The sequence below is a fragment of the Candidatus Tenderia electrophaga genome (genome assembly GCA_001447805.1).
Taxonomy (GTDB): domain Bacteria; phylum Pseudomonadota; class Gammaproteobacteria; order Tenderiales; family Tenderiaceae; genus Tenderia; species Tenderia electrophaga.
This window is the reverse complement of record CP013099.1, coordinates 3047944-3070364: the sequence shown is the minus strand read 5'-3', so window position 1 is coordinate 3070364 and position 22421 is coordinate 3047944. Positions and strand designations below refer to the sequence as shown.

The following is a 22421-nucleotide window of genomic DNA, read 5'->3' as shown; positions in this document are numbered from 1 at the left end:
ATGATTTATACAAAACCTCTGCGTTACATTGCCGTCCGCGAAAGAAACTGGTGCGCTGTGCGCACCCTACAACAACACCCGTTCAACACCGCCCTGCTTGGCGCGCTCGACAAAGCGCCTCTGCCAACCGTCACCCAACAGCTTGCCGGCCATCTCAGTGACAATGTAGGTCGCCTCCACACCGGTGTCCTCACGGTAACGTGACAGGCCCTGCTGACAGGCGGGGCAGGAGGTCAGCAACTTCACATTGCCGCCCTCGGCCTTAGGTTCACCGGTCAGGGACTCTATACCCTTGTGCAGTTCCTCCTGTTTGCGGAAACGCACCTGGGTGGCGATGTCGGGACGGGAAACCGCAAAGGTGCCCGCCTCGCCGCAGCAGCGGTCGGACAGCTGCACGTCCTGCCCCATCAACGTCGAGGCCACCTTGATGGGGTTATGGGTCTTCATGGGCGTGTGACAGGGATCGTGATAAAGATACTGCGTACCCTCAACGCCCTCAAGCCGCACACCCTGCTCGAGCATGTATTCGTGGATGTCGAGCAGCCGACAGCCGGGGAAGATCTTCTCGAACTCGTATTTCAGCAGCTGATCCATGCAGGTACCGCAGGAGACGATCACCGTCTTGATGTCGAGGTAGTTGAGCGTGTTGGCGACACGGTGGAACAGCACCCGGTTGTCGGTGGTGATCTTGTTGCCCTTGGCGCGATCGCCGGCCGAGGTCTGCGGATAGCCGCAACACAGATAGCCGGGCGGCAGCACGGTCTGGGCACCGCTGTCGTAGAGCATGGCCAGGGTGGCCAGACCGATCTCACTGAACAGGCGCTCGGAGCCGCAACCCGGAAAGTAGAACAGCGCGTCGCTGTCGTCGGTGACCTTGGCCGGATCGCGCAGGATAGGGACCACCTTATTGTCTTCCACACCCAACATGGCGCGCATGGTCTGCATGGGCAGGCCGGCGGGCATGGGCTTCTTGACGAAATTGATAATCTCTTCCTTCATCGCCATCTTGCCGGTGGTGGCGGCCGGGCGTTTCTTCTCGCCCAGTCCGCGAAACTGTTTGGCGACCTTGTAGGCCATGCGCTGGCCCGCGTAACCCAGCTGGATCATGCCCTTGCGCATGGCCTTGATGGTGCCGGGATCGGTGACGTTGAGAAAGGCCATGGCCGCCTGGGTACTGAGACTGCTGCGGCGCTGGGCGCGGTCCTTGAGGATGGTGCGCATGCGGATGGTGACATCGCCGAAGTCGATGTTCACCGGACAGGGGTTGAGACACTTGTGGCAGACGGTGCAGTGGTCGGCCACATCGTTCATCTCGTCGAAGTGGCGGACGGAGATGCCGCGCCGGGTCTGCTCTTCGTACAAAAACGCCTCGATGATCAGGCCGGTGGCCAGGATCTTGTTGCGCGGCGAATAGAGCAGGTTGGCGCGCGGCACGTGGGTGGTGCAGTCGGGTTTGCACTTGCCGCAGCGCAGGCAGTCCTTGATGTCTTCGTTGAGGGCGCCGAGCTCGCTCTCCTCCAGGATCAACGCCTCTTGCTGCACCAATCTGAGCGACGGCGTATAGGCGTTATCCAGGCCGGAGTCGGGCATCAGCTTGCCGCGGTTGAACCAGCCGTCGGGATCGACCTTGTGTTTGTAGTCGACGAAGCGGCCAATGTCGTCCTTGCCCATATACTGGATCTTGGTCAGGCCGATGCCGTGCTCGCCGGAGATCACCCCGCCCAAATCCGTGGCCAGCTGCATCACCCGGTCGACGATCTCGTCGGCCTGACGCATCATGAGGTAGTCATTGGAGTTGACCGGGATGTTGGTATGCACGTTGCCGTCGCCGGCATGCATGTGGGTGGCGGCAAACAGGCGGCTGGAACGGATCTCCTCGTGGATCTTGTCCAGCCGGTCGTGGACGCCGGCCAGGTCGCGTCCGTAGAAGATCTCCTTAAGCGGCTTCTCCACCTCGCCACGATAGGAGATGCGCAGGTCGCGGCGCAACAGCAGATTCAGCAGGGTGTCGCCGGGCTGCACCTTCTCACGCGCGGCATCATCGAGCAGCGGGCTATTATCCAGGGCGGCCTGATCCAAGGCGTCGAGGGTCTGCTGCCAGCGCGACTCCACCGCAGTCAAATGCTCCAGCGCGGCCTGACGCTTGGCGGCGAAGATCTGGTCGGCCTCGTCGCTGTCCTCGTATTCGCCCGGCAGGCGTCGTTCGCTCACCTCACCGGAGAGGTACTCCTTCACCGCTGCGATCATGCGCAGCTTGTTCTGGGTGGAGTACTCGATGTTGATGCGCTCGATGCCCTCGTTGTAATCGGCCAGGCGCGCCAGCGGGATCACCACGTCCTCGTTGATCTTGAAGGCATTGGTGTGGGCGGCGATGGCGGCCGTGCGCGAACGGTCGGCCCAGAAGCGCTTACGCGCCTCGGGACTGACGGCCACAAAACCCTCGGCGCCGCGGGCATTGGCCAGGCGCACCACGTGCGAGGCGGCATCGGCCACGACCTGTTCCTCATCGCCGGCCACATCGATGAGCAACACCATCTTGGGGCGGTCGCGGCGCGGCGCCTTGGTGCTGTACTTGACGGCGCGCACGTAACGTTCGTCCAGGTGTTCCAGGCCGGAGAGCATGACCCCCTCGTGCTGGTCCAGATAATCCTTGGTCTCGACGATGGCGGGCACGGCGCGGCGCAGATCGGAACCGAAAAACTCCAGACACACGGTGCGAATAAACTTGGGCTCTTGGTGCAGGATGAACACACCCGAGGTGATCAGGCCGTCGCAGCCCTCCTTCTGCACGCCGGGCAGGCCACCCAAAAACTTATCGGTGACGTCCTTGCCCAGACCCAGTTTACGAAATGCCTGACCGGGCATGACGATCATCTCGGGCACGCCCACCTTGGTCTTGCCGTCGGCTTCAAAGCGGGTGACGCGAAACTGGACCTCTTCCTGGTCATGGATCTTGCCCAGGTTGTGATGAATGCGCTCCACCTCCAGCCACTTGGCGTCGGGCATGACCATGCGCCAGGAGACCAGATTATCGATGGTGGTGCCCCACAGCACCGCCTTCTTGCCGCCGGCGTTCATGGCGATGTTGCCGCCGATGGTGGAGGCGTCCTGCGAAGTCGGGTCGACGGCGAAGACATAACCGTTGGCGTAGGCGCGCTCGGCGACGCGCTTGGTCACCACGCCGGCCTCGGCGCGCACCGTCGCCACCGGCGCGTCCACGCCTTCGAGCTGGCGCATTTCCACTTGGGACAGGCCTTCCAGTTTTTCGGTGTTGATCACCGCCGTCTCGGCGTGCAGCGGCACGGCGCCGCCGGTGTAGCCGGTGCCGCCGCCGCGCGGGATGATGGTCAGGCCCAGTTCGATGCAGGCCTTGACGATATGGGCCATCTCTTCTTCGGTGTCGGGATTGATGACCACGAAGGGATATTCCACGCGCCAGTCGGTGGCATCGGTGACGTGGGAGACGCGCGCCAGACCATCGAACTGAATATTGTCCTTGCGCGTAATCTTGCTCAGGCGCTTGAAGGCCTGAGCGCGCAGCTCGGCCTGTTGCGGCAGCCAGTGTTCGAATTTTGCCACCGCCTGGCGCGCCCTTTCCACCAACTGCAGGGCCAGCGCGTTGCCCTCGGCGCGCAACACAATCTGGTCGAGACGGTGGTGCAGGGCATGGGTCAGCGACTGCCAGCGCTTGGGGTTTTCGATCAAATCATCCTGAATAAAAGGGTTGCGATCGATGACCCACATATCCCCCAGCACCTCGAACAGCATGCGCGCCGAACGGCCGGTGCGGCGCGAGCCGCGCAGCTCGTTGAGCACCTCCCACATCCCTTCGCCCAGATAGCGGATGACGATTTCGCGGTCGGAAAAAGATGTGTAATTGTAGGGGATTTCGCGCAAGCGGCGGCGAGACTCTAATATCATAAATAAATTGGCCGATAGAGATAGTGAGTTATAGAAAGGTGGATAATTCTAACATGGCTAAGGACTTGGATTAACGGCCCGCTGCCCATGGTATTTCTATGACAACCGAAATCACCATCAATTCCACGCCTGACTGGCCAGCAATACGAATAAGGATGCGGATGATATGAACGGCAGCAACACCGGGGTCTCCATAAGTGCGCTGGCGCGTCTGAATCCCATCAATTCGCTGCTGGTCGAGCAGATCAGCGAGCTCGCCGCGCAGACCCAGGAACACGCCCTGTTGGCCGGCAAGACCTTATTCAAAGAGGGCGATACGGACAGCGACCTGATCTACCTGATCGAGGGCGAGGTGGAAATCCGCCCCGCCGCCGCCGAGCCCTACCTGATCAAGAGCGGCACGCCGCAAAGCCGTGAGCCCCTGACCCAACACAGTCCGCGCCGCAGCAGCGCCGTGGCGGTAACGCCCATCCTCTATATCCGCTGCGACAACGATCTGGTGGACACCATGCTGACTTGGGCCGAGAGCGCCTCCTCCGACACGGAGGAAGTGATTATGAGCGGCGATGACATTATCAACATCGACACCAGCGGCCTGAAAAACAAGATGCAACACTCACCCAACTTCCGCAAACTGCCAGCGGCCAATATCGATCTGCTGCTGGAAAAGATGGAACCGATCCGCATGAACGCCGGCGAAGTGGTGATCCGCCAGGGCGATGAGGGTGATTATTTCTATGTCATCGAACAGGGCGAGGCCCTGGTGACGCGCATGGTGGATGACGACGAAGATACCGAGGACTCGGTCGAAATGGCCCACCTGGGCGAGGGCTCCAGCTTCGGCGAGGCGGCGCTGATCTCCGACAGCCCGCGCAACGCCACCGTCTCCATGCAGACCGACGGCATCCTGCTGCGCCTGAACAAGGAAAACTTTCTCAAACTGATGCAGGACCCGGTGCAACACTGGATCGACTACGACCAGGCCATGGCGCAGATCGAGCAGGGTGCGGTCTGGGTCGACGTGCGCAGCCCCGCCGATTTCAACCAGGGCCATTTGCAGGGCGCCATCAACATCCCGCTCAACGAGGCCCACCGCCGCGCCCAAAGCCTGGATGACAACGCGCGTTATATCTGCTACTGCCAGACCGGTCGGCGCAGCTCGGCCGCCGCCTTCATCCTCAGCCAATACGGCCTTGAAGTGAGCGTGCTCAAGGGCGGCCTGCCCAGCCTGGACAGTGCTGTTGAACTGACCCAAGAGGCGGGCTGAAGCACCACACTCACGACGGGCGCGCCGACAGCGTCCCTTAAAAGCTGTTAAGTTAGCCGTACCACGAACAGTTTTTTATCACGATGAAACCACCGCAGCCGCCGCAGCAACGCCGCCAGAGCTTTCACATGCGCATGGCGACGATGGACAAACTGACCCATCTCGCCCTCCTCAGCGTGCTGGTGGGCCTGCTCGCCGGCGGGGTGATCATCGCCTTCCGGCTGCTGATCGAAGCGGTTCAGGTCAGCTTTCTCCCCAATGCCGACGCCGAGAACTATGAGGCCCTGAGCTGGACCTGGCGCCTGGGTCTGCCCCTCGCCGGCGGCCTGTTGATCGGCCTGCTGTTTCACGCGGTGGACAAGAAACACCGCACCGTCGGCGTAATCCACGCCATGGAGCGGCTGGCCTATCACCAGGCCAACCTGCCCACCGGCAATGCGGTGATGCAGTTCCTCGGCGCCGCCATTTCGATCATCTGCGGTCACTCGGTGGGACGCGAGGGGCCGGCGATCCACCTCGGCGCCACCAGCGGCAGTCGCCTGGGCCAATGGCTGCACCTGCCCAATAACAGCACCCGCACCCTGGTGGCCTGCGGCATCGCCGCCGCCATCGCCGCCTCCTTCAACACGCCGCTGGCGGGGGTGATCTTCGCCATGGAGGTGGTGCTAATGGAATACACCCTGGCCGGTTTCATTCCCCTGATCCTGGCCGCGGTCACCGCCACCGCCCTGAGCCATTGGGTCTACGGCCCCGAGCCCGCCTTTTCCGTACCCGCCCTGCAACTCGGCTCCCTCGGCGAGTTGCCCTATGTGCTCATTACCGGGCTGTTCATCGGTTGCCTGGCGGCCGGGTTCACGCACACCCTGCAATTCTTCTCCGGCCGTGCCAAGCAACGGCCGCTGTGGCAGCGCACCACCCTGGCCGGGCTGGCCGTGGGCCTGTGCGCCGTATTGGTGCCGCAGGTGATGAGCCTGGGCTACGACACGGTCAACGCCGCCCTGCTGGGCGAAATCGGCCTCGGTCTGCTATTGCTCATCACGGCCGTCAAGATCCTCGCCACCACGGTCGGCCTGGGGCTGGGCCTGCCCGGCGGGCTGATCGGCCCGACCCTGGTGATCGGCGCCTGCGCCGGTGCCGCCTGCGGCATGATCGCCGCCCTGCTGAGCCCCGACATGGTCTCCAATCCGGCCCTCTATGCCATGATGGGTGCGACCCTGCAGGCGCCGCTGGCAGCCCTGATCGCCCTGTTGGAGCTGACCGCCAACCCCAATATCATCCTGCCGGGCATGTTGGCCGTGGTCAGCGCCAGCCTGATCAGCAGCCAGTTATTCGGCAAGGAGTCGGTGTTCCTCAGCCAGATGCGGGCGCTCGGCCTGGTGTATCACGACGATCCGGTGGTCCAATTCCTGCGCCGGGTCGGCATCGCCAACGCCATGAAGCGCGATATCACCCGCAGCCCGGCGCAGCTGGAACGCGAGCAGGCCGACGAGCTGCTGCGTCAGCATCCCCAGTGGCTGCTGGTGACCGAGACGGAACGCCCCTTCATCCTGCCCGGCGCCGAACTGGCGCGTCATCTGCAAAGCCGCGAATACGACATGATCGATCTCAACGAAATTCCGGCCAAGCGCCGCAGTATCAGCCCCATCGACCTGCGCGCCACGCTGCAGGAGGGGCTGGAATTGCTGGAACGGGACGGCGCCGACGCCCTTTACGTGGTGGACCAGTCGACGCCCGCCGACCAAGCGGTGTACGGCGTGGTGACGCGCGAAAACATCGAAGAACACTACCGCTACTCGGGCAGCCACTACATCAACACCCAGTAATCGGCGCGGAATACTGGCGCCGGCGGCCGTGGCTGTGATACACATGCCCCCTGACTCATCCAACGACAGGGAATTTCGCATGCTGTGGGTAAAGGCGTTTCACATCATCTTCATGGTCACCTGGTTCGCCGGGCTGTTCTATTTGCCGCGACTGTTCGTGTATCACGCCATGAGCGATGATTCGATCAGCAACGAGCGTTTCAAGGTCATGGAGCGCAAGCTGTTCTACGGCATCATGACGCCGGGCGGGGTTCTGACCACGATTTTCGGCCTGTGGCTGATTTTCGGCTACGGCGCGGGACTGAACAGCGGCGGCTGGTTCCACGCCAAGATGACCCTGGTGGTGCTTCTGATCGCCTACCACGTCTGGTGCGGCAAGCTGGTGGCCGACTTCAAGCACGACCGCAACCAACGCGGCCACGTGTTTTACCGCTGGTTCAACGAGTTTCCGGTGCTGATTCTGATTGCTGTGGTGATTTTGGCGGTGGTACAGCCGTTCTAGACGCCTGGCGGGTTTAGGGGGATTTGAAGCGCGGCAAAGGGAGAACGGGCACAAATCTCCCCTCGCCGCAGCGCCCGGCCAGCACGTTATGCACATTAACAGTGCCCGCACAAGCCCTGACTTGACGCTGTCACACAAAACCACACCGCGGCCGCGGCAAAAAACTAAGCTATTGATTTTTAATCGATATAATAGGCGGTCATTGTCGCGCCAGATTGACAAATCTGTAACAGTGGCAAGCAGTTGCGATGCTTACCCCGGTTTCTTCCACAAAGTTATCCACAGCTTTTGTGCATAAGGTCAAGTCGCATAGAAAAACAATAATTTAGCCCTCATTGCTCAAGGCCTACGCGTCTCTCAAGCAATCCGACCTGCGTCACTGCGATAATCAGGCGCTGAAAATGCTAGGCTTTGGCCATGCCGACATCCACCCCTGTACTGCGCCTCGCCGTCCCCTCCCCCCTGTATCGCAGCTTTGATTATTTGCCGCCCGTCGGCTGCAACGTGGAAAACCTCAAACCCGGCGCGCGCCTGCGTCTGCCCTTCGGCCGCCGCCAGACCGTCGGCGTGCTGCTGGACATCAGCGACACGACACAGATCCAGCGCCACAAACTCAAGGCGGCGCTGGAATTGCTGGACGACGAGCCCCTGCTGCCGACCGAGCTGATGGCCCTGCTGCGCTGGGTGGCCGACTACTACCATCACCCCATTGGCGAGACCCTGGCCACCGCCCTGCCGGTGGCGCTGCGTCAGGGCGAAACGGCGACGGCCAAATATCGCGCCCGCTGGCGCATCACCGCTGCCGGTCAGGCGGTGAACACCGCCACCTTGGGTCGGCGCGCCAAACGTCAGGCCGACCTGTTGCAACGGCTGGCCGCCAGCCGCAATGGCTTAACCGCCGACCAACTCAGCGAACTGCCGCGCAACTGGACCGACGCCATGGCGGCACTGGTGAAAAAGGGCTGGGCCGCGGTGGAGCAAATCGCGGCGCTGGAATGCGGCCACGCCGAATCCGATCCCGGGCCGGCGCTGAACCCGGCCCAGGCCCAGGCGGTGGAAGCCATCGAACGCTGCCTGAACAGGTTCAGCCCGGTGCTGCTGGACGGTGTCACCGGCAGCGGCAAGACCGAGGTCTACCTGCACGCCATCGCCGCGGTGCTGCTGGCGGGCCGCCAGGCCCTGGTGCTGGTGCCCGAGATCACCCTCACGCCGCAGCTGGTGGAGCGCTTCAAACGCCGTTTCAACGTGCCCATGGCGGTGCTGCACTCGGGCTTGGGCGACCGCGAACGTCTCAACGCCTGGCTGCTGGCGCGCGGCGGCGAGGCGGCCATCATCATCGGCACCCGCTCGGCGGTGTTCACCCCGCTGCTGAACCCCGGCATCATCATTGTCGACGAGGAGCACGACAGCGCCTTCAAGCAGCAGTCCGGGCTGCGCTACTCGGCCCGCGACCTGGCCATCGTACGCGCCCAGCGGCTCGACATCCCGGTCATCCTGGGCTCGGCCACGCCGTCATTGGAGAGTCTGCTTAACGTGGCGCAGGGCAGATACCGGCACCTCACCCTGCCGCAGCGCGCCGGCAGCGCCCAACCGCCCACTATCCAGCTCATGGATGTGCGCCACCAGCCCATGGAGGATCAGCTTTCGGCCCCGCTGCTGCGGCTGATGCAGCAGCATCTCGACCGCGACAACCAGGTGCTGCTGTTCCTCAACCGGCGCGGCTTCTCGCCCACCCTGATCTGCCACGAATGCGGCTGGGTGGCCCACTGTCGCCGCTGCGACACCCATATGACCCTGCATCTGAACAAGCGCCAGCTGCGCTGCCATCACTGCGGCAGCCAGCGGCCGGTGGTCGCGCAGTGCCCCGACTGCGGCAGCCCCGACCTGCGTCCGCTGGGCAGCGGCACGGAGCGCATCGAAACCGCCCTGACCCGGCACTTTCCCGACATCGGCGTAAGCCGCATCGACCGCGACTCCACTCAGCGCAAGGGCAGCCTGGAGGCCCTGCTGGACGAGATCAACCGCGGCGGCCAGCGCATCCTCATCGGCACCCAGATGCTGGCCAAGGGTCACCACTTCCCCGACGTCACCCTGGTAGGCGTGCTCGACGGCGACCAGGGCCTGTTCGGGGTGGACTTTCGCGCCGGCGAGCGCATGGCCCAACTCATCATCCAGGTGGCCGGGCGTGCCGGGCGCGCCGAAAAGCCGGGCCAAGTGGTGATTCAGACCCATCACCCGGACAACCCCATGCTGCAGCTGCTGTGCCGCGAGGGCTATCACGCCTATGCCGAGGCGGCGATGGACGAACGGCGCCTCACCGCCCTGCCGCCCTACAGCCACCTGGCCCTGCTGCGCGCCGAGGCCAGCCATTCCCTGCCGCCGGAGAATTTTCTGCAGCAGGCCGAGCAGCTAGCCCAGCAACTGGGCAGCACCGGGGTGGAACGCTACGGCCCCATGCCGGCGGTGATGGAGCGGCGTGCCGGCAAATACCGCTTTCAACTCCTGCTGCAGGCCGAACGCCGCGCCGACCTGCACCGCCTGCTCACGCCGTGGACAGCACAGCTCAATGCATTGCCCGAGGCGCGCAAGGTGCGCTGGTCGCTGGATGTGGACCCGGTGGATCTGATCTAACGCACCTTGCGCGACTGAAGCCGCGCAAGGGATAATTGGCGCCCTGTCTTACCCCCAACCAGGAAGTTTTCAGTGAAACAGCGACTCGAGCAATTGGTCTTGGCCGCCATCCGGCAATTGCAGGCCGACGCGACCCTGCCCGCCGATCTTGATATCAAGGTCATGGTGGAACGCACCAAGGATCGCCAACACGGCGATTTCGCCTGCAATGCGGCGCTGATGCTGGCCAAACCGGCCAGGCGCAAGCCGCGCGACATCGCCACCGCCATCGTCGCCGCGCTGGACGCGTCCGAGCTGGTGAAAAAGATCGAGATCGCCGGCCCCGGCTTCATCAACTTCTTTCTCACGCCGGACGCCTATCACAGCGTCGTGGGCCAGGTGCTGGAACAGGGTGACCACTACGGTCGCAGCGCTGTGGGTGAGAACATGCCGGTGCAGGTGGAATTCGTCTCCGCCAATCCCACCGGCCCGCTGCACGTGGGCCACGGCCGCGGCGCCGCCTATGGCGCCACGGTGGCCAACCTGCTCGATGCCGTCGGCTTCACGGTGCACCGTGAATACTACGTCAACGACGCCGGCCGCCAGATGGATATCCTCGCCGCCAGCGTCTGGCTGCGCTACCTGGAAAAGTGCGGCGCAAGCTTCGCCTTTCCCAGCAACGGCTACAAAGGCGATTACGTTATCGATATCGCCGCGGCGCTGCACAAGATCCATGGCGACAAACTGTATCATCCCGCCGAGCGGGTCTTCGACAATGTGCCCGCCGACGCACCGCAGGGCGGCGACAAGGAGGCGCATATCGACGGCCTGGTGAACACGGCCAAACAACTGCTCGGCGACGCGGACTATCGCGCCGTGTTCGAGCTGGGCCTCAACACCGTGCTGGCCGACATCCGCGCCGACCTGGCCGAGTTCAACGTCACCTACGACGAGTGGTATTCGGAGCACTCCCTGAGCAAGAGCGGCGCGCTGCAGAAGGCCATCGAGCGCCTCAAGGCCAGCGGCCACATGTATGAGCGGGACGGTGCCTGGTGGTTCAAGTCCAGCGATTTCGGCGATGAAAAGGACCGCGTGGTGGTGCGCGAAAACGGCCAGACCACCTACTTCGCCTCCGACATTGCCTATCACATGGATAAGCTGGAACGCGGCTATGCGCGCGTCATCGACGTCTGGGGCGCCGATCACCACGGCTATGTGCCGCGCGTCAAAGCGGCGCTCGAAGCCCTGGGCGACGATGCGTCGAAACTGGACGTGCTGTTGGTGCAATTTGCCATCTTGTATCGCGGCGGCGAGCGGGTGCAGATGTCGACCCGTTCCGGCTCCTTCGTCACCCTGCGCGAACTGCGCGCCGAGGTGGGCAATGACGCGGCGCGTTTCTTTTACGTACTGCGCAAGTGCGAGCAGCACATGGACTTCGACCTGGACCTGGCCAAGTCCGAGTCCAGCGACAACCCGGTCTACTACATCCAGTACGCCCATGCACGCGTCTGCAGTGTGCTACGTCAGATGACAGAAAAGGGCTTCAGGCGCGACGTGGAACACGGCCTGAACAATTTGCACCTGCTGCACGAACAACATGAGCAGGCGCTGCTGGTGAGCTTGTCACGTTATCCCGAGGTACTGGAGACGGCGGCACTGAATCACGAGCCGCACCAATTGGCCCACTACCTGCGCGACCTGGCCAATGAGTTCCACACCTACTACAACGCCCACCAGTTTCTGGTGGAGGACGCCAAGCTGCGCGACGCGCGCCTGAGCCTGATCCTGGCGGTGCGCCAGGTGATCCGCAACGGCCTGGAATTATTGGGTGTCTCGGCGCCGGAGGCGATGTGACCAAGGACTACAAAAACGTCCCCCGAAGCAGCGACAAGAAACAAACCAAACGGACCCCGAAGAAGGGCACTGCCAAGACCAACAAAAAACAGGCCAAGCCCACGCCCGGCTGGGTCTGGATGCTGGGCGGCCTGGCCATCGGCCTGTTCGTGGCGCTGATTGTGTATCTGGTCGACGGCAATGACGCAACCATCCAAAGCGCCAAAAAAGCGGTCGACAATGCCATCAAGTCCGCCCCCAAAAACCCGGTGACACAGGCGCCCGAGGAAGAATCACGTTTCGACTTTTATACCCTGCTGCCGGAGCTGGAGATCATCATCCCCGAAAGCGAGATCAAGGAAGAGCGGGAGCGCATGAAAGCGAAGGACGACGTGGCCTACATGATCCAGGTCGGCTCCTTCCGCGCCTACGGTGAGGCCGACAGCCTTAAGGCACAACTGGCACTGCTGGGCATCGAAGCGGATATTGAGCCGGTCTCCAGCAAGGGCGAGCGGTGGCTAAGGGTACGGGTGGGGCCGTTTACCAGCAAGCGTGAACTCAATAAGGTGCGTAATCGACTACACACTAACAATATCAATACCATGCTGGTTCAAATCAAAAAGTAACGGTAATCGTCGTGATCCGGCTAAACGCCGGGACGATGTTGATGTTTTTTGTGTTAACCATTGTGTGTCCTCGACGCATTTCCGGAGATATAAAGAAACGCGGGGGCCTAACACTTGCCCAGGGCGACACATGTTACCTCAAGTGAATTGGTGTCGACTTGAGCTGACAGTCACGTTGGCAAACACCAGTCACTGCCAGGTCAAGTCTGAACCACTAGCGCTTATTGTTGTTTAAACACCAAACTGAAGGTTACCGGCACTGCGGTGCTTATTGATGGCAGACTGACAACCTCACGCAATTTCTCAATGCCCTCTGCCAAGTTATATTGATCAGCGTTTACAATAATTGGATTCAGTGACATGGCCAGAATTCTGTTCTGTGCTAATTTAACAACGCGCACATCGGCATCCCTTTCTTTTGAAACCCCGTGCAAAGACAAATCGAACGTAATTGAGTCCTTGTATGTTTCTCCAATATCCATGCCTGCAAGCGTTTCAGGGTCCAAGCTGGCGCTGATATTTGCTTTTGGAAATGAGGCAACTTCAAAAAACATGGATTTCATGCGTTCATTACGTATCGGAACATTTGTCTCAACACTGCCTAAATCGATATCCACAGATAGTTTTCCATTTCGCTCTATGGTGCCGTTGAGTTCCTTGAAATAATTCACTTCCCCCACTTTTGACTTTTTTATAGAAACATAACTGACTGTTGATTCATCATTCACCAGCGTCCATTGAGCTAACGCATTTGAAGATAAAAATAGCATTGCAAGTATGGCAATAAAGCGTATTGACATCTGTATTCTCCTCTAAATTTGTAAACAATTTTCACACCATGCTTGGTGCTGTGCCGAGATAAGAAGCCTAACACTTGGCGCGAGGTGCGTGAATGAAGCGCAGCGAAATCAGCGCACCTCACGACGCCATTGTTAAAGATTCTCCGTCAACTTAAATGACACACTGCAATACCGCAGGTCAATGTTATTTGTGATTTCCAAGGCGTACGGGCGCTTTATTGATGTCTAAGGTTCCGCGTTAGGGCTGGCCGAAGGCGGGAAAACAAATATGTTTCTTGACAGTCTTGCTCAGCGTGCCTATTAGGTCTAGAAGACGATATCCGCTTCCATGAACGTTACGGCGCTTCCGGAAAGCAACACGCGGTCTTTTTTTACCTCACATGTGAGCTTACCACCTCGCTTAGAGACCTGTGTAGCGTGCAGCGTGTTCTTGCCAAGCTTTGCGGCCCAGTACGGTGCAAGCGTGCAGTGGGCGGCACCGGTGACGGGATCTTCGGGAATGCCGATCTTGGGGGCAAAGAAACGACTGACAAAATCCACGTCATTGCCCGGCGCAGTAACGATAACACCGCGCAAATCGAGCTGGTTGAGCAAGGCGTAGTTTGGCGTGATGGCGCGAACGGTGGCTTCGCTATCGAACACAGCCAGGTAGTCGTCGTCGGCCAATACTTCGATAGGGCGCACGCCAAGGGCTTGAACCAGGGTTTCTGGAATTTCGCAGGCAGTTAACTTGTATGCCGGGAAATCCAGTTGCAAGAGACATCCTTGCTTTTTAACGAATAGATCGCCGCTACGCGTTTCAAAGGTGATGACTGATTCTGTAAAGCTAAGAAATTCAAAAATTACGTGAGCCGCTGCCAACGTGGCATGGCCACACAAATCAACCTCATTGACCGGGGTAAACCATCTCAGATTATACCCCTTCGCACTGCGCACAAAGAATGCGGTTTCTGACAGATTGTTTTCCGCTGCGATGGCTTGAAGCAAGTTATCGTCCAGCCAGTTTTCCAAGGGGCACACAGCCGCCGGATTTCCCTCGAACACTCGGGTTGCAAAGGCATCTACTTGGTATTGTTTGATTTTCATATCCGGTAAGGTGTGATGAGAAACCTAATTGAACCGCCCGCTCACGGACATCAGGTGTGAAGTTGTTCGTCTTGTGTATGGCTCCATTCTCTCGGATCTCAGATCCTCCTCAAAACCCCGGGGCAGTTCACACCGGCAAGGCGGAAGGGTTAAACAGGTAGGTAATTGCGCGCAATTTGAATGACAACTTTTGCCGTGCCTGACTGCCGCCGCTTGTTAAGCGACGCTGTGATCGCTACGAACCAATCAACTCGACAGCACACGTGTCACAAGGATGTTCATCCTTGTTGCTTGCGAGAGAGCAGGCTCCCACCTCCGTTGTGCCCACCCAATTCTACATCCCACGCCTCAAATCTCTCGCTTAACTGCCCACTTTGCGCTTGATGTGTTGGATTACGGCACCGTGCTCGTGCTGCGGGCTAAACATCACGATATCGGTATCCTCCTCTGCCCTAACGCTGTGCCCTGGCGGCCAGTAGAACAGGTCTCCGGTTCTCGATGTTTCTTCTTCACCATCCGTATACAGGGCCGTGATTGCGCCGGTTATAACATATCCCCAATGGGGGCTCTGACAACTATCGTTCTCAAGCCCGTGCAACAATTCCGTGATATCGGTTCCTGCACCAAAAGAGAAGTATTCTGCCCCCATCTTTCCGTATCTTGACACATCGCCAAAATCGCTCTGCTGTCTGGCAGTCGCACCGGGCGCATCGATTTGAACGGGCACATCATCTTTAGCTATACGCATAACGCTGTCCTCCATTGATAACGTAAACACTTTTTCGCACATTTGAGACGGCAGTGGTTCATGTGGTTAAGCTGCAATTGCGGCGTTTCAACAACCACAAACGAGGAATCACCACCACGAACAACAATAGCAAAAAACCGGGGCGGGACGCATTGACGAGGCCAAGATCCCCGACCCCGTCAGAGAGTTGGCCAAAGGCACCGTGGAGGCGATCCTAACGTGAGCCGAGGCAGATACGCTGTACGCGCCCAGCGCTACCCACGCAGTCCGGACCGGGTCAATACCGCGCCGGTAGTTACGAACTGAAATTCCATACCAATGCCGGCGAAATAATGCTCAAGGTGCGTAACCAAGAAGTCCACTTGTGCGATTCACGCACAAATGAGCGCCGCGGAGGCCTGTCCGCTTGATCCGATTGTTATGCTTTTTACTTTCCGGCTACAATGTGTATTGGATGATACTATCATACACACAGGTGCGCCATGAGAACAAATATTGTAATTGACGACAAACTGATGAATGATGCTTTGAAGGCTACAGGCTGCAAAACCAAGAAAGAGGCTGTTGAAGCAGGTCTTAAGCTTCTAATTCAAAAGAATAAACAGCAGTCTATTCGGAAGCTTAGGGGCAAGTTGAAGTGGGAAGGAGACCTCAAAGAGATGAGGGGCGGCTAGTGGTTATAGCTGACACGAGCGTATGGATAGATTATTTCAATGGTACTCTTTCTGTCGAAACCAATGCTCTAGACGCAGCGCTTGAACAAGGGGAAGTTGCCATTGGTGATATTATATTTCTCGAAATTCTTCAAGGCTTTCGGAGTGATAGAGACTATAAAATGGCCCGCTCAAAGCTTTCTGTTCTTGAGCAATACGAAATGCTTGGCCGAGACATTGTTATAAAATGTGCTGATAACTATCGCCTACTTAAGAAGAAGGGTATTACCATCAGAAAAACCAATGACATAATCATTGCTACATTCTGTATTGAGAACAAAGTTCCTTTGCTCTTTTCTGATAGAGACTTTCTACCTTTCGTAAAACACTTGAAACTTAAATCAGCGCTCATAAAAACATAACGTCCGCGGTGAGAAGCAGGCCGGACCGGTGCTTCTTTTGTGTTATTCAAGCACAAAAGAAGCGTCGCGGAGGTATGTCCGTGTTAATTGCGCTCGTTATATTTCATTTTCTGGCAATTTTAGCAAACGCTCACTGCGCCACACCCTTATGATATGAATTGAATTTTGCCCTCTTAGATAAACAATACGAAAAGGGGAATAGATTAGCTCTCTTATTCGCTCGTCCCCGAACTCAGGAACCACCCGCCCAATATCGGGGTTTTCTAACAATGTTTGTACATGCTCAATAATTGCAGCTATAAACTGCTTACCGATATGAGGAATGCCTTCCTCCTCATAATATTCTTTGATTCCCTCTAGATCACTGTAGGCCGCGTTAGCAAAAAATATCTTCACTTATCGATACCCAGCTTCTTCTTTACTTCATCCAATTCCAGCTCTTTGCCTTCGCGCACTTCCATCAGGCCTGCGGCAACAGCCTTAATAAACTCTCGCTCTTCTTCATTTTTTTCATATTCTTCAAGACCTTGCATCACAGCCACGCCTCTACCTCGGCTTGTGAGCAATATAGGGCGACGAGTATCTTTGGCATGATTAACGACCTTACCGGGGTTAACCTTCAGATCCGTAAGGGGAATGACGTCTTCAGAGAACTTAGTTTGCATGGGGCCACCTCATTAAAATAGACTTTAATAGACCTGATTATAGCACCTGTTATCGGGTCTTCAAGATGGTTATTAAGGAAAATATGCGTCCGTAAGCTCCCCCCCTGAAGCGCTTACGCGCTTCAGGGGCTGATGCTCAATAGATGTTTGTTTTCAGTTACTCTGTAAAACTCACTAACGGGTTCGCAGCAGGAACATGGCTTGTGCAAACTAAAAACTGAAATGTATTTTTCAGTTTTGGGTGGGTTTGTGCTCTTGACAAGGGGCGGTCATATCCATTCGATCATGCTTCTTCCCCTCTGAGCATATAACGAGTCTGTAGAAAAACCCAAATACAAGTCTCACCACCATCACTCGCCTCAGTTAATATTTTACTACTCCCCATTTGATCCAATCCTCACCGAGAAATAATACAGATCAATTCTTCCCGATACTTGAGACCTATTCCATTCGTTATGCCCCATTCCACGCATATCGGTGTATTTTAAATATGTTGTGGATCATGCTAATCAATTGCCACTGACCGTTGACCTTCTGTTTTCCTCGCAGACTAAATCGCTTGAATCCTATACTGCTGGTGATATTTCCGAATACAGGTTCAACAGTGCCCAGCCGTTGGCTGTAGATATGCCGTCCCATGGCACTGTCGATCTTTTGTTTCATCTTCTCGATGAGACTGGTTTGTTGATGTTTTTTGGTGTTGCCTAGCTTTACGGCAAACTGGCGCGGGCTCTTTTGTTGCTCTGATCTGAGGCAGCGTTTTCTAAGATGACAGTGACGGCAATCATTTTCATAGCCCTGGAATTTCATGAACAGGCTGTTGCCGATTTTTGTCTCTTCGCACTGCAACCACATGGCATTGCCGGCGGGACAGATACAGGTTTTGTGCTTGAGATCGACCTTGAATTCATTTGAGGTGAAGCGCTCTTTGGGCTTGAGCCGTGTGACGGGCTTGTGGCGTTCGTAGTCCTTGAAACGGGGATCGCGTGATCGAAAGCCAACATCGGCGATGTAGCCGTCGAGCTTTTCCTGATCCAGGTATTGCAAGGCGCTTAGGTTGTGATAGCCGCTGTCGGCGGTGATCTTGATCTGGCGACGCTCCTGCTTGTTGAGTTTGAGATTGGCACTGGCCGATTCGAGGCTGGGCTTGAGCAGGTTGTGCTCCTGACCTTGACCGTGGGCTTCAGCACTGACGATGACCTGGTGCTTGGCGTCAACGGTGGCGACGCCGGTGTAGCCTTGAATGACGCCGTGACTGGTTTTCATCTTGGCGCTGTCATTATCAGTGATGTTGCTCTGTACGGTGCGACCACTGACGCCTTTGCGGTCGTCGTGGCTGTCGAGAAAGGCCTGGATCTTTTTGGCGGTCTTGGCCAGCTTTCGGCACTGTTGTTTTTGCCGCTCGACGATCGTTTCATCGAGACCATGCTTGTCTACTTCGCGATGTTTGCTGAGCATGCGCCGCACGGCCTTTTCCATTTTGAGCTTCTTTTTCTTAAGATCGGCCTGGGTGCCGCTCCACTCCTTGCTAGCATTGCTGGGCAGCTTGCAGCCATCGATGGCGAACATGTCTTTGCCGATCAGGCCTTCCTGGTCACAGACCATCAGTACCTGGAGGAACAGCTTTTCGATTTCTTGATGAGAGGAGGAAATAAAATCGGCGATGGTGGTGAAGTGAGGCTGACTATTGGCGGATATGGCTATAAATAGAATGTTATCGCGGCACAGCTGCTCGATCTTGCGGCTGCTGGTGATCCCTTTTGAATAGGCCAACAAAACAACCTTCAACAGGATCGCTGGATCATAAGCTGGACGCCCGCCATCATCGTTTTTGTAGCGATGGTGAAAAATGGAGGGGTCCAGGCACTCTTCAATGAGATAGGTGAGATTGTATTCGAAACTGCCGGGAAGTATCTGTCGATCAAACGACACCGGCAACATGGTCATCTGCTCGTAGCTGTAGTCTTTGAAGCGTGCCATCAATCCCCCCGACGATGTTTTTATATATAGAGTGATGTTAGCAAATTTGGGGTTTTTCTACAGCCTCAACGCCGCCAATAACCGGCATACCTCCGCGGTGCTTCTTTTGTGCTAGTGTTTCAAGCACAAAAGAAGCACCGCGGAGGTATGTCCGAGTTAATTGGCTTTGTTAGGGCTGTTTTGCCATGATATGTCTACTTTTCTATGGTGAGCCACACAATCTCGAAGATACAAATTAATAAGACTCTGGTATGGCACACCTGACTCTTCAGCCATTTCTTTGAAATAATTGATTACATCCTCGCTCAGCCTCATCGTGACAGGTTTTTTTAATTTTGAGGCATATGGATTTTTGCGTGATTTCATTTTTGAAAGATCATATTCTTTTTTCATGATGGATCACCTTCATAGAACCTACGTTCTTTCTTAGTTGCCCTTCTGGCGGAAATTATTCGAATAGTATCGCCATTGTCCCTTTCACAATGACATACGATAAGAACTCTTGACTCGCTGCTTAGACCAAGCATTATGATGTGGTCTGATACATCCGGACACCGAGTTAAGGCTGTAAAATGCCATAACGGGGTGAATGATGCCAACAGAGAAGAAGACAAGACGGAAATACACGGAAGACTTCAAGCGGGACGCGGTGGCGCTGGTGACCGAACAGGGTTACAAGGTGGCGGAGGCGGCCCGGAGTCTGGGGATCAACGACAATCTGCTGCGCCGATGGCGGCAGGAATTTTCGGACGATGCCAGCGGTGCGCAGCTGTCGGCGGATGAGCGCGAGGAGCTGAATCGGCTGCGGAAGGAGAACCGCATGCTGCGGATGGAAAAGGAGATTTTAAAAAAAGCCAGCCAGTACTTCGCGAAGGAAATGAAGTGAAGTACGCCTTCATCCGGGACCATGCATGCCGTTGGCCGGTATTGCATCTGTGCCGCCTGCTAGGTGTGCAGCGCAGTGCCTACTACGACTGGCGGGACCGGCCTGGCCAGGTCATTCCGGCCGAGGAACTGGCCTTGCGGCGGCGCATGAAGGCGTTGTTCAAGGCCTCCCGGGACAGTTTGGGTAGTCGAACGATGGCGCGCAAACTGCGCGAGGAGGGCTTTGAGATCGGCCGTGACCGGACGCGCCGCCTGATGAAGGCGTTGAGCCTGGAGGTTAGAGCGAAGCGCAAATACAAGGCGACAACCGACAGCAAACACCAGCTGCCGGTGGCGGAGAATGTGCTGAACCGCCAGTTCAACCCGACGAGGCCGAACCAGGCCTGGGGCGCAGATATCACGTATCTGTGGACGCAGGAAGGCTGGGTATACCTGGCGGTGGTGATCGACCTGTATTCGCGCCGCGTGGTCGGCTGGGCCATGGATCGGTGCATGAAGAAAGCCCTGGTGATCCGGGCCTTGCTGATGGCGATCAATCTGAGAAACCTGCCACCAGGCCTGATCCATCATTCGGACCGTGGCAGCCAATATGCCAGTCGCGCCTATCAGAGGCTGCTGGCACAACATGGGATGGTTTGCAGTATGAGTCGCAAGGGTAACTGCTGGGATAATGCCCCGGTGGAACGCTTCTTCAGTAGCCTGAAGCGGGAATGGACCGGTGATCGCTTGTACCGGACCCGGAAGGAAGCGATTGCTGATGTCCGGGAATACGTGGCGGTGTATTACAATGCTCAGCGCCTGCATTCGACGCTGGGTTACAAGACACCGATGGATTACGAAAAGGACCTTAACAAAGTGTCCGGAAACACTTGACCACTACAAACACCATGGACATGGCCGTGGGCAGGGCATGCGCCGTCGCGTCGCGCAAGTGACGACTCACCGCCGCTTCCAGGCGCGCCAGCTTGGCGAATAACAGGGACTTGTAGAGGATGACGGTCCAGGACAGCAGGGACAGGGCCACCAGAGTGACGAATACCCCGCGTACCACCAGGTCGGCCTCGCCCCACCATGAAATCCACATACTTGATTCATGCTCCAACATTGCGACTACCTCTCATCTGATCTAATTGAGCGCAAAACGAATCGGCACTTCCACCCTGGCGGTGATGTTGCGTCCGTTCTCTTGGGCCGGGACGAAACGCCACGACTCGACCGTGCCGCGCGCCGCGTCGTCCAGGATGCTGTGGCCGGAACTGGACTTGATCTCGACCATTTCGGGAAAGCCCTGCCGATCCACCGTCACCTCCAGCAATACCAAACCTTCCAGACGCCGGCGCCGCGCCGAGTGGGGATAGTCCGGCACCGCGTTGTTGAGATAGGCGGCATCACTGCGCGGCGGCGTGCGTTGTATCGTGGTGGCGGACTCAGCCTTGGCCATTACGGCGTCCTTGACCGGTGCGGCCGGCATGGCTGGTGCCGTGGTCGGCGGGGGCGGGGCCTGTTGCGCCACACGCTCGGTCAGGGGCTCTGGCTCGGGGATGGGTTCCGGTTCCGGCTCGGGAATAGGCTCCGGCTCGGGAATGGGTTCCGGCTCGGGAATGGGTTCCGGCTCGGGAATGGGTTCCGGCTCGGGAATGGGTTCCGGCTCGGGAATGGGTTCCGGCGGCGCTTGGCGCTGTGCCAGTGGTGGCGGCGCGGTGCTTACTTCCCCCAGTGCCACCACCTGAAAACTGGAGCTCGCCAACAGGGGCTGCGGCGGCTCGTAATGACGATACAGGAGTGCGGCCGCCCCTACCCCGTGCAGGGCGAGGGCGGCGCACAGTCCCAGCGCAAACAGTCGATGTTGATTGACTACTACCATCGACACGGCGCGGCTAGCGGGTGTGGAATACCAGATTGGCGGTCAGAGAGACCTCGTCGGCGTCCAGGTGGCCCGGCACATCATAGCGATAATAGGCGGCGATGTGCTGCAGGTCGTGCTTGGCATTGAGGGGCACCTCCACCTTACCCTGGGCATCGGTCTTGAAGCTGTCGTCAAAGCCGTGCACCTCGACCCCGGCGTCGGCCAAGGGCTTGCCCTGGTAATACACCTGCAGGGTGACCTTATCGCCGGCGCGCACCGCCAGGGGGTTTTCCAGGGGCACGATTTCAAAGCTGAGCCCGGTGGGTTGTTTGTACTCATTGCTCCAGCTGAGCAGGTTCTTGTTGTATTTCAACGAGTGGGAGGCATCCAGATAGTTGTCGAAGCGGCGCTTGGACTGATTTTCCCAGGTGGTGGCGTCGATCTTGGTCCAGTAGCCGTTGTCGTATTCGACGGTGATCATGCCGGCCTCGCCGGCGGGTTTGACCCGCATGCTATGGTCATTGGTCTCGGCGCGGATGTCTACGTCTTTGCCCGAGTCGTTGTAGGCGCGCACGGCCTTAACCTTATCCGGGTCGTAGGCCTGCAGTTCGCCTACGTGGCCGTAGACCACTCGCAGATTTCCTCTTTCGCCTTCCAGCCACACGTCGTGGGCCTGGATGCTGGTGGTCATGGCGATGCCGGCGGTCAGCAATAATACGGAATGTTTGTTCATATTGGTTTTCCTTTTAAGTTG

The 22421-nt window shown here is 57.9% G+C and carries 20 protein-coding genes; 10 read left to right on the top strand and 10 right to left on the bottom strand.

The genetic code is table 11. From position 1 onward, the window contains the following. Nucleotides 1-66 precede the first annotated feature (66 nt). Nucleotides 67-3921, bottom strand: a complete 3855-nt coding sequence (locus Tel_13960; GenBank protein ALP54150.1) for an FAD-linked oxidase — start codon at nucleotides 3919-3921, stop codon at nucleotides 67-69. Between the two features lie 166 nt (nucleotides 3922-4087). Between Tel_13960 and Tel_13955 the strand changes: the two genes are divergently transcribed. The 6 genes from Tel_13955 to Tel_13930 all read left to right on the top strand — a co-directional run bounded on the left by Tel_13955 (nucleotide 4088) and on the right by Tel_13930 (nucleotide 12582). After that, nucleotides 4088-5188 (top strand): hypothetical protein, encoded by a 1101-nt coding sequence (locus Tel_13955; protein ALP54149.1) that lies wholly within the window; start codon nucleotides 4088-4090, stop codon nucleotides 5186-5188. An 83-nt stretch (nucleotides 5189-5271) separates the two neighbouring features. After that, nucleotides 5272-7011: a hypothetical protein gene (locus tag Tel_13950; protein ALP54148.1), complete on the top strand. Its 1740-nt coding sequence runs from the start codon at nucleotides 5272-5274 to the stop codon at nucleotides 7009-7011. A gap of 79 nt (nucleotides 7012-7090) precedes the next feature. Then, on the top strand, nucleotides 7091-7513 hold the full coding sequence (locus Tel_13945; GenBank protein ALP54147.1) for a hypothetical protein: 423 nt from the start codon (nucleotides 7091-7093) through the stop codon (nucleotides 7511-7513). A 417-nt stretch (nucleotides 7514-7930) separates the two neighbouring features. Beyond that, nucleotides 7931-10144, top strand: a complete 2214-nt coding sequence (locus Tel_13940) for a primosomal protein N' (GenBank protein ALP54146.1) — start codon at nucleotides 7931-7933, stop codon at nucleotides 10142-10144. 72 nt (nucleotides 10145-10216) lie between these two features. After that, nucleotides 10217-11977, top strand: a complete 1761-nt coding sequence (gene argS, locus Tel_13935; GenBank protein ID ALP54145.1) for an arginyl-tRNA synthetase — start codon at nucleotides 10217-10219, stop codon at nucleotides 11975-11977. Beyond that, a complete protein-coding gene (locus tag Tel_13930; protein ALP54144.1) occupies nucleotides 11974-12582 on the top strand; it encodes a hypothetical protein in 609 nt (202 codons plus the stop codon). Before argS ends, Tel_13930 begins: the two co-directional genes overlap by 4 nt. Nucleotides 12583-12803: 221 nt before the next feature. On the opposite strand, the gene Tel_13925 is transcribed toward Tel_13930, so the two are convergent. The 3 genes from Tel_13925 to Tel_13915 form a co-directional block, all read right to left on the bottom strand. After that, nucleotides 12804-13382, bottom strand: a complete 579-nt coding sequence (locus Tel_13925) for a hypothetical protein (protein ALP54143.1) — start codon at nucleotides 13380-13382, stop codon at nucleotides 12804-12806. Nucleotides 13383-13688: 306 nt separating this feature from the next. After that, nucleotides 13689-14468 (bottom strand): isomerase, encoded by a 780-nt coding sequence (locus Tel_13920; protein ALP54142.1) that lies wholly within the window; start codon nucleotides 14466-14468, stop codon nucleotides 13689-13691. 361 nt (nucleotides 14469-14829) lie between these two features. After that, entirely contained in the window at nucleotides 14830-15216 is a 387-nt protein-coding gene (locus Tel_13915; protein ID ALP54883.1) for a hypothetical protein, read from the bottom strand. Between the two features lie 482 nt (nucleotides 15217-15698). Here Tel_13915 and Tel_13910 point away from each other — a divergent pair, with 482 nt between their 5' ends. Then, nucleotides 15699-15890, top strand: a complete 192-nt coding sequence (locus Tel_13910; protein ALP54141.1) for a transcription regulator of the Arc/MetJ class — start codon at nucleotides 15699-15701, stop codon at nucleotides 15888-15890. Continuing rightward, the gene (locus tag Tel_13905; protein ID ALP54140.1) at nucleotides 15890-16291 is read left to right on the top strand and encodes a twitching motility protein PilT; all 402 of its coding nucleotides are present in this window, start codon (nucleotides 15890-15892) and stop codon (nucleotides 16289-16291) included. Before Tel_13910 ends, Tel_13905 begins: the two co-directional genes overlap by 1 nt. Before the next feature lie 96 nt (nucleotides 16292-16387). Here the strand turns inward: Tel_13905 and Tel_13900 are convergent, their stop codons facing one another. The 3 genes from Tel_13900 to Tel_13890 form a co-directional block, all read right to left on the bottom strand. Continuing rightward, nucleotides 16388-16687: an addiction module toxin RelE gene (locus Tel_13900; protein ID ALP54139.1), complete on the bottom strand. Its 300-nt coding sequence runs from the start codon at nucleotides 16685-16687 to the stop codon at nucleotides 16388-16390. Continuing rightward, nucleotides 16684-16956 (bottom strand): antitoxin, encoded by a 273-nt coding sequence (locus Tel_13895; protein ALP54138.1) that lies wholly within the window; start codon nucleotides 16954-16956, stop codon nucleotides 16684-16686. The genes Tel_13900 and Tel_13895 overlap by 4 nt, the downstream gene beginning before the upstream one ends. Before the next feature lie 453 nt (nucleotides 16957-17409). Further along, nucleotides 17410-18936 carry a transposase gene (locus Tel_13890; protein ALP54137.1) on the bottom strand — a complete coding sequence of 509 codons (1527 nt, stop codon included), beginning with the start codon at nucleotides 18934-18936 and terminating at the stop codon, nucleotides 17410-17412. Between the two features lie 592 nt (nucleotides 18937-19528). Here Tel_13890 and Tel_13885 point away from each other — a divergent pair. Continuing rightward, nucleotides 19529-19822: a transposase gene (locus tag Tel_13885; GenBank protein ALP54882.1), complete on the top strand. Its 294-nt coding sequence runs from the start codon at nucleotides 19529-19531 to the stop codon at nucleotides 19820-19822. Then, entirely contained in the window at nucleotides 19819-20694 is an 876-nt protein-coding gene (locus tag Tel_13880) for a transposase (GenBank protein ALP54136.1), read from the top strand. Before Tel_13885 ends, Tel_13880 begins: the two co-directional genes overlap by 4 nt. On the opposite strand, the gene Tel_13875 is transcribed toward Tel_13880, so the two are convergent. Genes Tel_13875 through Tel_13865 form a run of 3 tightly spaced genes read right to left on the bottom strand, consistent with a single transcriptional unit; the run spans nucleotide 20669 to nucleotide 22400 of the window. After that, on the bottom strand, nucleotides 20669-20905 hold the full coding sequence (locus Tel_13875; GenBank protein ALP54135.1) for a hypothetical protein: 237 nt from the start codon (nucleotides 20903-20905) through the stop codon (nucleotides 20669-20671). The genes Tel_13880 and Tel_13875 overlap by 26 nt on opposite strands. Before the next feature lie 42 nt (nucleotides 20906-20947). Further along, the gene (locus Tel_13870) at nucleotides 20948-21685 is read right to left on the bottom strand and encodes a hypothetical protein (protein ALP54134.1); all 738 of its coding nucleotides are present in this window, start codon (nucleotides 21683-21685) and stop codon (nucleotides 20948-20950) included. A gap of 13 nt (nucleotides 21686-21698) precedes the next feature. Next, nucleotides 21699-22400 carry a hypothetical protein gene (locus Tel_13865; GenBank protein ID ALP54133.1) on the bottom strand — a complete coding sequence of 234 codons (702 nt, stop codon included), beginning with the start codon at nucleotides 22398-22400 and terminating at the stop codon, nucleotides 21699-21701. Between the last annotated feature and the right edge of the window lie 21 nt (nucleotides 22401-22421).